We start from the raw sequence: 11,472 nt of genomic DNA on the forward strand, positions 1-11,472 counted from the left end.
GCGCTTACCGGGCTTGTCTCCTGCCACTTTCCATGCCCGTGGGCACCACCTCAAGCTGAACCGGGGTGCCGCCCCGCATCACCTTGAGCGCCATCGGCCGCCCGACACCATTGGCCTCCACGGCGTCCACCATCTGAGACGGACCGGCCACCGGCTTGCCTGCCGCCGCCACGATCACGTCTCCACTGCGCAGACCAGCTCTTGAGGCTGGGCCTCCAGGCATCACCGAACGCACCAGCGCACCCCCACTCAAGCTGCGCTTCAGCTCGGGGGGAAGGTTGTCGAGCCCCACGCCGATCATCGGGTGACTGACCCGGCCCGTGGCCAGCAATTGATTGGCGATCTCCCGGGCCCGGTTGATCGGAATGGCAAAGCCCAGGCCCGCTCCGGGACCTGAGCGCACCAGGGTGTTGATCCCCACCACTTCACCGTCGGCATTGAGCAGGGGGCCACCGGAATTGCCCGGATTGATCGCCGCGTCGGTCTGAATCAGATCCAGCCGCTTGTCAGTGATGCCCAGCTTGGCCACATTGCGGTTGAGGTTGCTGACGATGCCCATGGTCACGGTGTTATCCAGCCCGTAGGGGTTTCCCACCGCAATCGCCCAGTCACCCACCTGAAGAGCATCGGAATTGCCCAGGGGGGCCACAGGCCAGGGACCTGGCTCCATCAGCCGCACCAGGGCCAGATCGGTGAGGTTGTCGAGGCCGATCACCTTGCCCTCCGTGCGACGGCCATCCTTGAGCCCCACGAAGACCCGGTCAGTTTTCTCGACCACATGGGCATTGGTGAGGATCAGACCATTGGACTGGAAGATCACGCCGCTGCCCTGGCCCCGCTCAGTGCGCTGACTGGGCTGCTGGGCCTGGGGGAAAAAACGCCGGAAGAAAGGATCGAGCATCATTCCCGGCGGCAGTCCGCCGCTGCCCGGGCGAACAACGGTGCGCTCGGTGTCGATCGTGACCACGGCCGGACCTGAACGGCGCACCGCATCGGCCACGAACGACTGGCGGGAGAGGGACGCCGCCGCCGCAGGCCTGGCCAGGGCAGGCAGGGGAGCAAGCGGCAGCAGCGGAGATCCCAGCAGCAGGGCCAGGGGCAGAACAGGACGCATGGACCGACGCCAGAGGGACTTCATCGTCGTCACGTCAGAGGTTCACAAGGGTTTTTGGACCGTAACGGCAGTGGCGGGCTGCACGTAAGGCCGGTCACCCGCCAAGGTGTGACGAAGTGCAGCGGGAAGACCCAGACAAAAGACCAGACCAGCGCCTAGGCTTTACAAAGATTTGCGAACGAACCATGGATACGAGCTCGTTGTTGCTCATTTTTCTTGCCTTTGGAGCCGCTTGCAGCAGCCTCTGGGCCTGGAAGCTCGCCCAGGGAGCCTCATCCAGGCAATGATGGAGGTGTGAGCGGGATTTTCCCAGCACCGCCGAGCCGCCAATGGCACCGTTGTTGTCTCAGATCTTTCCGATCCTCTACGGAGCTTGCCTGCTGATTCTCCTCTGGCAGGCTTTCAAGGTGATGGCCAGGGGATTTTCGGCTGTCCCTCGCCCGGGCGATCCAGGCAGCTCAATACCCATGGCTCCAGGTCAGGCTGACGAGGCCCAGCTCAAAGGAGACCGCACGGGCAGGCTCACCATCCACCCCGAGCTCCTCGATGCCGATGGGCAGATCACCTCTGAGGATCTGCTCACCGTGCGCTTCGGTGGAGACAACGATCCCCCCAAGCTCCCGGCCCAGACCGACTGATCCGGCTCCTTCATATCTTGGGGCGATCCTTCCGGCTGGTACAACCGGTTGGTGAACCCGAGTTCTGGCGGAGGCCGAGAATTGGATCAGAAAACACGCATTGTGGCGGCCGTGCTGCGCGGACTGAAGCTGCCGCCCCGTTTCCGCCTTCACCTGATCAAAGACGACCCCATCCGCCTGGAGCTGAGCCTGACCCCTGCCTACGGCAAAGACCCGATTCTGGTGGGGCTGGTGGAATCTCAGGACCTGGTGGCCCGCCGCGACCGTGAAGGCCGCATCCCCCGAGACCTGCAGGGCACCTGGGACTGGACCGTGCGCCACGGCAAAGTCAGCACCGGCGGCTGGAACCCCTACCTCAAAGAGGCCCTCCAGACCATGTTCGAAACGGGCCTGCCGGCGATTGTCTACGAGGAAACCACCGGAGAGGCCTACCACCCGGTGGATGGGGCCCGTCACGTGCGCTGATCAGCGGGAGCTTCGGCTCTGTGATCATTCCAACGTGTGGCGACGAAACGTGGCCATCAACACCGCCCACCCCACCCGGCGGCGTTAAAACATCGGCATCCACTTCTTCCGATTTTCTTCATGTCCTCTCTGGGCCTGTCCGTCGGGCCGCTTGTGCGCTTGCTGGCCTCCCTGGGATTGCTCAGCACCGCCCTGCTGGCCCTTGTCCTGCGGCTCCTAGGTTGAGCCTCCTGGCACCGCTCCAGACGCTTTCGCCTGCGGGGCCCATCACCCCCTGCTGAACTCCATGGGCTTCCCCTGCAACCGCCACGGGGAAGCGTTGCCGATCGACCCGCTGCTGCCGGAGATCCTGCACCAACTTCCCCCCGGCGGCACCCTTCTTCTTCAGGCCCCACCCGGGGCCGGCAAAACCACCCGCGTCCCCCTTGCCCTGCTGCAGCACTTGGCCACCGGCCAGGGTGAGCTGGGCAGCATCCTGATGCTCGAGCCCCGTCGGCTCGCGGCTAAAGCCGCCGCCACCCGCCTGGCCGAAGCCCTCGGAGAGCCGGTTGGCGCCCTGGTGGGCTATCGAGTGAGGCTGGAGCAGCGCTGTTCCAGAGCAACCCGCCTGGAGGTGCTCACCGACGGTCTTTTTCTGCGCCGTCTTCAGGACGATCCTGCTCTCGACGGTGTGGCGGCAGTGATCTTCGATGAATTTCACGAGCGTCGCAGCGACGCCGATCTCGCCCTGGCCCTGTTGCGGGAAGCCCGCCCTCTGCTGAATCCCCAGCTACGGCTGCTGGTGATGTCGGCCACACTCAACCTGCAACCCCTCAGCCAGCAACTTCCGGACGCGGTGGTGCTCAGCTGCGAGGGGCGCAGCCATCCGGTGGAGCTGCACCACCAACTGCCACGGGAGCGGGAGCCGCTGGGGGCCCAGGTGGTGCGCGCCCTCGAGGGCCACTGGCTGCAGGAGGAGGAGTGCGAAGCCGGTACGGCCCTGGTGTTCCTGCCGGGCCAACGGGAGATCCAGCAGGCGCTGCGCACGATCGAGAACACCAGTTGGGGCCAGCGGACGGAGCTCCATACCCTGCACGGAGGCCTGTCTCTTGAGGCCCAGGGTCGCGCCATCGACGCCAGCCTCCATGCCGGCGGCAAGGTGGTGCTCACCACCGCAATCGCCGAAAGCTCCCTCACGATCGAGGGCGTTCGTCTGGTGGTCGACAGCGGTCTGAGCCGGCGCAGCCGCTTCGATCCCCGCACCGGCATGGACGGACTGGTCACCCTGCCCGCCAGCCAGGCCAGCGCCGAGCAGCGGCGGGGCCGGGCCGGGCGCCTGGGGCCCGGCTGCTGCGTGAGGCTCTGGTCGGCGGCAGAGCAGCAACGGCGGCCGGCCTACGACCCGCCCGAGCTGCTGGAAGCGGATCCCCTGCCCCTGGTGCTGCAACTCGCCCGCTGGGGGGCAGGCCTGGGAGAATCGCTCCCCTGGCTGGACCCGCCGCCGCAGGCCGCCCTGCGCCAGGGACTGGAGCTGCTCACTCAGCTGGGCGCCGTCGACCAGCAGGGGGTTCTCACCGCCCATGGCCGGGCCATGGCCCAGCTGGGACTGCATCCCCGCCTGGCTCACATGCTGCTGGAAGGCCAGCGCCTGGGCAGGGCCCGGCTGGCTTGCGAGCTGGCGACCCTGCTCAATGAACGCGACCCCCTGGCGGGCCAGGGGGCGGGCAGCGATCTGATGGCCCGCCTCGACTGGCTGCGCCAGGACGGGCGTGACCCCAGGCGAGGGCCGCTCAGGCAGCTCTGCCGACAACTCCAGCAGCAGTTGCAGGGGACCTCCCTGCCAGCAGCCGGCACCTCCTGTCTGGCGGAGGCTGAGGCGGCAGCATGGCTTCTGAGCTGCGCCTATCCCGAGCGGATCGCCCTGGCACGCCTGGAGGGGCAGGGGCGCTTTCTCATGCGCAGTGGCCGCGGGGCCCAACTGCCGGCCCACGACCCCCTGGCTGGCCACACCGTGCTGGCGGTGGCAACGGTGGACGGTAGCGGCAGCGATGTTCGCATCCTCCAGGCCTTGCCGCTGCAGCGCCAGAGCCTGGAGAGACTTCATGCCGAGCAGGGCTGCCAGCTGCCGCTGGTGAGCTGGGAGCCGGCCGAGCGACGGGTGCGGGCCGTGATCGAGCGGCGGCTCGGGGCCCTGGTGCTGGAGCGTCGCCCCTGGGACGACCCACCAGAGGCGGCTGTGCTGGCGGCGGTGCTGGAAGGCATCCGTTCGCTCGGTCTGGGGGTGCTGCCCTGGACCCGCGACAGCCGTGACCTGCAACACCGCCTCACCCTGGCCCACGCTCGCCTGGGAAGACCCTGGCCCGATCGCAGCGAGGCAGCGTTGGCGCGAGAGCTGGAGGAGTGGCTGGGAGATCAGCTGCTCGGCCTGCGTGCCCTGGACGATCTACGCCAGCTCGACCTGAAGGAAGGGCTCTGGAGCGGGCTGCCCTGGGAGCAACGCCAGGAGCTGGAACGCCTGCTCCCCAGCCAGATCGTCCTTCCCACCGGGCGCAAGGCCCGACTGGACTACGGCAGTGGCGAGCCCGTGCTCGCCGTGAAACTCCAGGAACTGTTTGGTCTGAGCGAGGGGCCCAGAGTTCTGGAGGGTGTGCTGCCGGTGAGCCTGCATCTGCTCTCCCCAGCCAGGCGCCCGGTGCAGATCACCCAGGATCTGGGCGGTTTCTGGCGGGGAAGCTATGCCCAGGTGCGCCGGGAGCTCAGGGGGCGCTACCCCAGGCATCCCTGGCCAGAAGATCCGGCTCAGGCCGTGCCCACTGCCGCCACCAGCCGCGCCCAGGCCCGCAACCGTCAGGGATCAGCCAGGACGCCATGAGTCAATCGAAGAGGTGGGCGAAGCCGAAGTGGTGAAGCCCCTCAACGATGCCGTCGCAACCATGGCCCACCGCCGGGAAAGTGGCTGGCAAGCGGGGTAGATGAAGGCGCAGGGCCGGCTCGGCATTGCCGACCATGATCCCCGGGAGTCCGGTCTGGAACATGGCCAGATCGTTGAGGCTGTCCCCGGCCGTCACCACCTGGCGGGGGTCGAGCTCCAGCCAGCCCAGCAGCTCCAGGAGGGTGGAGCCCTTGGCGACGCCACCAGGGAGCACATCGAAGTAGCGGCCGCCCGAATGCAGGCAATCGACACCCTCAGCCTCCAGGCGGGGGACCAGTCCGTGGTCGAAGCTCTCAGGGTCGTAGTCGTAGGCGAGGTGCCGATCGACGCTGATGGGCTCGGCACTCAGGCCCGGCTGGCCCCTCAGCAGGGGCTCGAGCCGCTGCTGCAGCCCCCGCCAGCGCCGCTCGATCGGATCGACGGCCAGGGGCACGAGCTGGAGGCTGGCGCCGCAGGCCACCGTGCAGCCCACATCACCGATCACCAGGTGGGGAGCCCCCAGCCCAAGGCGTGGTTCCTGCCTCAGCAACCGGGACACCGAGCCAAGGTCGCGCCCCGTGCAGAACACATGCAGCACCTGCTCCCGGCGCGATCTCAGCCAGCCGTAGAGGCGCTGGCGTCCGGACATGGGCCCCTCCAGCAGGGTGCCATCGAGATCCGTGACCAGGACCAGGTCCGGACTGCTGGGCAGGGGAGCGGACAATTGCCCTTGAAGACGCCGTCGTCGAGCGCCTACCGGAACGCCGGTCATGGAAGCTGCCTCAACGAGACGGAATCGCAGCTCCGAGAAGGCAGACCGGCAGGCCGGAAATCCGAACAGCAAATTGGCTGCATCCCAGCGTCAAGCAAGCTCCAAGATTCGTTACAATACGGATGTCCGCTAGATCCACTCATGTCTGACGCCACCCAACCCCGCTTTGGTTTCGTCAACTTCGCTGAAACCTGGAACGGCCGCCTGGCCATGCTCGGTTTCGTGATCGGCCTGGCCACCGAACTGCTCACCGGCCAAGGCATTCTCTCCCAGATCGGCCTGGGTTGAGCCGCCGAGATCACTCTCGGCTGGTTTCCGGGCTTCGTACTCTGACAACCCCATCGTCTCTGTCAGGTGGAGGCGGTGGGGCTTTTAACGGCTCTGGCCATCTCCACACCTGCTGGAGGGGCAGGCCCAGCAGCCAAATCTCCTCTCGCCTGAGCCGTCAGCCAGAATCGGCGATTCCCTCGGCGGTTCGTGCCTTTGGCTCCGTTCTTCGTCAAGAATCGGCGTGATGGATCACGCCTGCTGAGCACAGTCCTGGTGATCGCCACGGCAGGTCTGATTCGTTTCGACCATCCGTTCGGCCGCCTGCTCTTTCTGGCGGCCTCCGCGATCAGCCTCTACTGGGGATATTGCTACGGGCGGCTGGAGCATTGATTCGCGCGACTTCCAGCGGGGGCCCGGAGCTGGCGGCAGACGCCAGTGGCCAGCCTTTGCCCCGTTACAGCGTCAGCGACCTGAACCGCTCGATCGGGAGCCTGCTGGAGCGTGGCTTCGCCCCCCGCTTTCTGCTGGAGGCCACGGTCTCGAGGCCACAGCTGAAGAAAGGCCATCTCTGGATGACACTCCTGGATGAGACCGCCTCGATTTCGGCGGTGGTCTGGGCGTCTGCGCTTCCGCGGCTGAGCTTCACACCAGCCGATGGCGATGGGGTGATCGTCGTCGGCAAGCTCAACTTCTGGGGGGCTCGTGCCAGTCTCTGCGTCCAGGCTCTCGACGTCCGCCCCAGCCTGAGCAGCGTTCTGCGCCAGTTCGAGCGAGTCAGGGAGCGCCTTGAGGGCAGCGGCCTGTTCGATCCCTCCAGCAAAAGGCCCCTGCCTGAATTCCCCACGGTGATCGCGCTGCTCACCAGCAGCCCCAGCTCCGCCCTGGCCGACATGCTGCGCACCGCTGCCGAACGCTGGCCAGCCACCAAGATTCTGGTGGTGCCCATCCCCGTACAAGGTGCCGTTCAGACCAGCATCTGCACAGCCCTGGAGCTGGTGGGTCAGGCCGCCGGACGGCTGGGCATCGAAGCCGTGGTGCTGGCCCGCGGCGGTGGCAGCCGCGAAGATCTCGCCGTATTCGACAGCGAAGAGGTGGCCCTGACCCTCGGGGCCTTGAACCTGCCGGTTGTCACCGGTCTTGGCCACGAAGACGACACCACAATCGCCGACCTGGTGGCCGATTACCGGGCCGCTACGCCCACGGCAGCGATCGTGGCCCTGCTGCCCGACCGGCGAACCCTGCGCCAGGAGCTGCGGCAACGGCAGGAGCTGCTGCGTCAGACCCTGCGCTGGAGAGTGGATCGGGAGCAGCAACAGCTGGTCGTGCAGCGCCAGCGCCTGCTGCAACACCACCCCCAGGCGCTGTTGCAGCGATACCGGACGCAATTGCAGCAACGGCGCCAGCTGCTGGAGGCCCTCTCGCCCAGGCAACTACTCAAACGAGGATTCTGTCTGGTGCGTGGCGAAGCCGGCCAGCTTTTGCGCTCGATCGAGCAGGTGGAGGTGGGCCAGGGCCTGCGGGTTCAGTGGTTGGATGGAACCGCCGACGTCCGCGTCCTCGAGCGTCGTCACGAGAACCCAGATCCATGAGCAGCCGTAAGCGTCAGCCCCCTTCCCCGGAGCCGGCCGAGGACAGCTGGCTCGAGGAAACACAGCAATTGACGTTCGCCCAGAGCCGCACGGCCCTAGAACTCACCCTGGCGGCGCTGCAGTCGGAGGAGCTGGAGGTGGAGGCCATGGCCGGGCTGTACAGACGTGCCGTGGCCTACGCCGATCGCTGTGAGCAGGTGCTGCAGCAGGTGCAACAGCAAGTTGAAGAGTTAGACCAGAACGCCCTGGAGACCCAACCATGACGCCAGCCAGCAACGAAGCCGGCTCAGTGCCCAGCAGTGAGGACACTGTCGCCACAGTTCTGATCACATCGGCGTCAGCATCGCCCTGGTTGCAATGGATCTACCTGGCTCTGGCCATGGGTGGCGCCATCTTCCCATGGCTTGCCAACGCTGAATTCATCCGCGACTACGGTCAGGCCTTCGACTTGGCACAGTTCATCGAATTGGCCAACGCCAACCCAGCGGCCCGGTCGCTGTCGCGCGATCTGCTGATTGGAGCGACGGCCGTCACAATCTGGATCATCAGTGAAGCCCGCCGGTTGAAAATGCGCGGACTCTGGATCGTTCTGCTCGGCAGTGTGACGATCGCCTTTGCCTTTGCGGCTCCATTCTTTCTCTTCCTGAGGGAGCGACGTCTGCTCGAGATCAGCCGCGGGAGTTCGACCAAGTCGTGATGCAAGCTATAGTCGTTCAGCGCAGGTGATCAGGGCGACGATCGTTACGTCAAGGGAGTTTCACCGGCCTGGAGCGATGATGACCAGCTTTCAACGCGAGTCAACGTCCCTCGACTCCACATCGATCGTGACATCGCTCACATCGAGATTGCCATCGTTGGGAGGCCCTTGAGAGGTTGCCCCACCGCTTGTCCAGAGCCAACTTGCGAGCCCCCTGGGCACCGGCTGATCAACCGGAGCAGACTGGGAGTAAGAGACTGAGGCACTGTCAGCTTCACTGGAAAGTGGAGCACCACAAGCGGGGCAGGTTGTTGAGGCCATGCTGCTGAGTCCACAGACCGTACAAGTACGCACCCGTCGCTTCAGGATCTGAAAGGCAAGGGCTCCAGCACCGGCCAGAAGCAACGGCAGCAGGAGCACAGCCAAGGTGAGACCGCCCAGCAGGTCAAGCAGCAGGCGGCCCAGCGGGGTGGGTGCGGCCAGCAACAGGCCAGCCAGCAGAATCCAGAACCAGGGCAACTGCCGGTTCATCAGCGCTGAAAGCGTGAATCACGCTCCAACCAGCGCTCAAGGGCTGCGAGCGCCTCCACCCCGGCCCAGGCACAGACCAAGGCACCGATCAGGAAAGCAGCAATGAAACCGGCCACAATCAGCATTGGTACCAGGGTCAGGGTGAAAAACATCCCGACGACACAGGCACCAACTCCAGCACACAGCAACAGGAGTGCCGTGGGGAGTGGACGCAAGGTCAGGCTTGATTTGGCCACCACAACATCTTCAGGTTCAATCATCGTCGCTCACTCCTGCAGAGTTTTGACAGAGGGGCGGGTGCGGATCTCCGAAGAGCCATCAGCGGGTTCCCCCTTGGGAATCCTGCTGAAGGGGAGATGCCTGAGTGAGGCCAAAGTGAAGGTCAAAGCGCTCGGTCGCCGTTGAGCCCGAGGTGGCCAACACTACGCTGTAAGCCACTCCGAAATAATAGATCAGCCCCAACAACCACACCCACAGGGTCAGAACCAGGACACCACCGATCAATCCATAAGCCTGGAAGCGCGTACCTAAAGACACGATACTTCGACCAACAGCCAGGTTCAACAGAGTATACGCAGATCCAACAAGAACCGAACCAGGCAACAGCAAGTGCCAACTGATTCTCCGAGAAGGCAACAACCGCAGCAAGCCAAGTGATACCAATGAAGCTATCAGTAAAGACACCAGCAGATCAGCGAGCGCAGATACCGGGAACAGGTAGCGGTACACCCAGGCAAGAGGTGCGGCCGTCAACCCACGCCAGGTTTCAAAGCCCATGAAGCGAAGGTTGACGGTCAGTTGATCCATGACAAACAAAGTTCCCACAGCCAGCAGGAACATCGTGGCCTTCAGGCGCAGCATCAGGAAACGTCTGACAACGAGGACCACGTTCTGAACAACAGGCAGTGGTGTCTCCACAATCCTGACGCGGGAGTCTCGCACGAATCGCAGGGACCAGAGATGATCAGTGCCGCGCTGCAGGCTGAGATACGCATTGCTGGCGGTGACCAACAACACTGCCACACCAAGAAAGCCAGCACCACCGCGTTGCCTATAAAGCTGAACCAGGGTCGATTGCACAACTCGCTGAGCTGATTCCGGCAAAAGTTGGGATGTCCAATCAAGGATCTGACTGGTCAGGCCATCATCACGTCCCAGAATCCAACTGGCCAGCGCAAGGATGATCAAGAGAACCGGAAAGAATGATTGAAGAGTGTGATAGGCAAAAGCCGCACTCAGATCAACACAATCAAAATGGTTCCAGAGTCGACAAGACCACCACAACCGACGCATGAACCGCTTCAGGCGCTTCCCAGCACGATCAACTGTCTGATCGGCCTCCGAGGAATCCACGTGTTGCCTAGCAGGTCAGAATCAATATCATCTTAAGCGCTCCCTGCCAAGACGGCTCGATACGCCTGCCCCAGACGCCTGCCCGCGAAAGCGACAAGGCAACATTCGGGCGCTCCTTTTTCGCAAGGACACTACCTGCAACCTGAATAAATCCACTCCCAGGATGAGGCTGGACGCGTACACACAAAAAAAGCCACAAAAAAGCCACCAATAGGTGGCCTTTTCGTCTCTTCTCTGCATTGCAGAGTCAAGAATTGAGCGTTCAGATTGTTTTATCCTGGCATTGAGCTATTTTTGCAGGAAGCTACCCTCCAACTATCGTCGCCGCTACTGCGTTTCACAACCGAGTTCGAGATGGATCGGAGTGGGTCCACAGTGCCATGAACACCAGGAAAGAATCTGTTCACTCTCAGGTGATCCCTGAGAACTACATAGGTAATCGACTTGGCTTTCACCTCATCGGTCTGCAAATTCAGCAACTCATGCTCGTCTTGAGCAGGGCCAAGTGTTGGTCAAGCCCTCGGTCTATTAGTACTCCTCCGCTTCACACATTGCTGCGCTTCCACGTAGAGCCTATCAACGGGTGTTCTTCCCGTGACCTTACTGGCTTAAGCCATGAGAACACTCATCTTGAGGTGGGCTTCCCACTTAGATGCTTTCAGCGGTTATCCTCTCCGCACATGGCTACCCAGCGTTTACCGTTGGCACGATAACTGGTACACCAGAGGTGCGTTCCTCCCGGTCCTCTCGTACTAGGGAGAACTCCTCTCAATGTTCTTACGCATGCACCGGATATGGACCGAACTGTCTCACGACGTTCTGAACCCAGCTCGCGTACCGCTTTAATGGGCGAACAGCCCAACCCTTGGGACCGACTTCAGCCCCAGGTTGCGATGAGCCGACATCGAGGTGCCAAACCTCCCCGTCGATGTGAACTCTTGGGGGAGATCAGCCTGTTATCCCTAGAGTAACTTTTATCCGTTGAGCGACGGCCCTTCCACTCAGAACCGTCGGATCACTAAAGCCGACTTTCGTCCCTGTTCGACTTGTTGGTCTCACAGTCAAGCTTGCTTCTGCTTTTACACTCGTCGGCTGATTTCCAACCAGCCTGAGCAAACCTTTGCGCGCCTCCGTTACCTTTTAGGAGGCGACC

At 63.6% G+C, this 11,472-nt stretch carries 13 protein-coding genes and 2 rRNA genes; 8 read left to right on the forward strand and 7 right to left on the reverse strand.

Annotation, left to right across the window (positions count from 1 at the left end):
* Positions 1-4 precede the first annotated feature (4 nt).
* Positions 5-1,114: a trypsin-like peptidase domain-containing protein gene (locus WH5701_RS10015; RefSeq protein WP_006172174.1), complete on the reverse strand. Its 1,110-nt coding sequence runs from the start codon at positions 1,112-1,114 to the stop codon at positions 5-7.
* 329 nt (positions 1,115-1,443) lie between these two features.
* On the opposite strand from WH5701_RS10015, the gene WH5701_RS10020 reads away from it, so the two are divergent.
* From WH5701_RS10020 to hrpB, 3 genes are all read left to right on the forward strand, one after another.
* Positions 1,444-1,752 (forward strand): DUF2973 domain-containing protein, encoded by a 309-nt coding sequence (locus tag WH5701_RS10020; RefSeq protein ID WP_006172175.1) that lies wholly within the window; start codon positions 1,444-1,446, stop codon positions 1,750-1,752.
* Between the two features lie 81 nt (positions 1,753-1,833).
* A complete protein-coding gene (locus WH5701_RS10025) occupies positions 1,834-2,217 on the forward strand; it encodes a hypothetical protein (protein ID WP_037979909.1) in 384 nt (127 codons plus the stop codon).
* 286 nt (positions 2,218-2,503) lie between these two features.
* On the forward strand, positions 2,504-5,068 hold the full coding sequence (gene hrpB, locus WH5701_RS10030; RefSeq protein ID WP_006172178.1) for an ATP-dependent helicase HrpB: 2,565 nt from the start codon (positions 2,504-2,506) through the stop codon (positions 5,066-5,068).
* 1 nt (position 5,069) lies between these two features.
* On the opposite strand, the gene WH5701_RS10035 is transcribed toward hrpB, so the two are convergent.
* Positions 5,070-5,879, reverse strand: a complete 810-nt coding sequence (locus tag WH5701_RS10035; RefSeq protein ID WP_050751523.1) for an HAD family hydrolase — start codon at positions 5,877-5,879, stop codon at positions 5,070-5,072.
* Between WH5701_RS10035 and WH5701_RS18620 the strand changes: the two genes are divergently transcribed.
* From WH5701_RS18620 to WH5701_RS10055, 5 genes are all read left to right on the forward strand, one after another.
* Complete coding sequence (locus WH5701_RS18620; RefSeq protein ID WP_255346387.1) at positions 5,838-6,167, forward strand: chlorophyll a/b-binding protein; 330 nt, start codon at positions 5,838-5,840, stop codon at positions 6,165-6,167. The two genes, WH5701_RS10035 and WH5701_RS18620, sit on opposite strands and share 42 nt — an antisense overlap.
* A 189-nt stretch (positions 6,168-6,356) precedes the next feature.
* On the forward strand, positions 6,357-6,539 hold the full coding sequence (locus WH5701_RS17680) for a hypothetical protein (protein ID WP_156776624.1): 183 nt from the start codon (positions 6,357-6,359) through the stop codon (positions 6,537-6,539).
* A complete protein-coding gene (gene xseA, locus WH5701_RS10045) occupies positions 6,536-7,738 on the forward strand; it encodes an exodeoxyribonuclease VII large subunit (RefSeq protein WP_006172183.1) in 1,203 nt (400 codons plus the stop codon). Before WH5701_RS17680 ends, xseA begins: the two co-directional genes overlap by 4 nt.
* Complete coding sequence (gene xseB, locus WH5701_RS10050; RefSeq protein WP_006172185.1) at positions 7,735-8,001, forward strand: exodeoxyribonuclease VII small subunit; 267 nt, start codon at positions 7,735-7,737, stop codon at positions 7,999-8,001. Before xseA ends, xseB begins: the two co-directional genes overlap by 4 nt.
* A gap of 26 nt (positions 8,002-8,027) precedes the next feature.
* On the forward strand, positions 8,028-8,435 hold the full coding sequence (locus tag WH5701_RS10055; protein WP_369791637.1) for a DUF2834 domain-containing protein: 408 nt from the start codon (positions 8,028-8,030) through the stop codon (positions 8,433-8,435).
* Between the two features lie 90 nt (positions 8,436-8,525).
* On the opposite strand, the gene WH5701_RS10060 is transcribed toward WH5701_RS10055, so the two are convergent.
* From WH5701_RS10060 to WH5701_RS10080, 5 genes are all read right to left on the reverse strand, one after another.
* Positions 8,526-8,966, reverse strand: coding sequence for a hypothetical protein (locus tag WH5701_RS10060; protein WP_006172191.1), 441 nt, complete (start codon positions 8,964-8,966; stop codon positions 8,526-8,528).
* Positions 8,966-9,226, reverse strand: coding sequence for a hypothetical protein (locus tag WH5701_RS10065; protein WP_006172193.1), 261 nt, complete (start codon positions 9,224-9,226; stop codon positions 8,966-8,968). The genes WH5701_RS10060 and WH5701_RS10065 overlap by 1 nt, the downstream gene beginning before the upstream one ends.
* Before the next feature lie 58 nt (positions 9,227-9,284).
* Positions 9,285-10,319 (reverse strand): YihY/virulence factor BrkB family protein, encoded by a 1,035-nt coding sequence (locus WH5701_RS10070; protein WP_232201825.1) that lies wholly within the window; start codon positions 10,317-10,319, stop codon positions 9,285-9,287.
* A gap of 275 nt (positions 10,320-10,594) precedes the next feature.
* Positions 10,595-10,711: ribosomal RNA gene (rrf, locus tag WH5701_RS10075) — 5S ribosomal RNA — on the reverse strand.
* Positions 10,712-10,827: 116 nt separating this feature from the next.
* Positions 10,828-11,472, reverse strand: a 23S ribosomal RNA gene (locus tag WH5701_RS10080); the annotation flags it as partial.

The organism is Synechococcus sp. WH 5701, from assembly GCF_000153045.1.
Classification (GTDB): domain Bacteria; phylum Cyanobacteriota; class Cyanobacteriia; order PCC-6307; family Cyanobiaceae; genus Regnicoccus_A; species Regnicoccus_A antarcticus.

What these genes read in the sequence shown, in the direction of transcription:
- xseB (WP_006172185.1), top strand. Translation starts at nt 7,735, where the DNA reads ATGAGCAGCCGTAAGCGTCAGCCCCCTTCCCCGGAGCCGGCCGAGGAC.
- WH5701_RS10065 (WP_006172193.1), bottom strand. Translation starts at nt 9,226, where the DNA reads ATGATTGAACCTGAAGATGTTGTGGTGGCCAAATCAAGCCTGACCTTG.
- WH5701_RS10035 (WP_050751523.1), bottom strand. Translation starts at nt 5,879, where the DNA reads ATGACCGGCGTTCCGGTAGGCGCTCGACGACGGCGTCTTCAAGGGCAA.
- WH5701_RS10015 (WP_006172174.1), bottom strand. Translation starts at nt 1,114, where the DNA reads ATGCGTCCTGTTCTGCCCCTGGCCCTGCTGCTGGGATCTCCGCTGCTG.
- WH5701_RS10020 (WP_006172175.1), top strand. Translation starts at nt 1,444, where the DNA reads ATGGCACCGTTGTTGTCTCAGATCTTTCCGATCCTCTACGGAGCTTGC.
- WH5701_RS10060 (WP_006172191.1), bottom strand. Translation starts at nt 8,966, where the DNA reads ATGAACCGGCAGTTGCCCTGGTTCTGGATTCTGCTGGCTGGCCTGTTG.
- hrpB (WP_006172178.1), top strand. Translation starts at nt 2,504, where the DNA reads ATGGGCTTCCCCTGCAACCGCCACGGGGAAGCGTTGCCGATCGACCCG.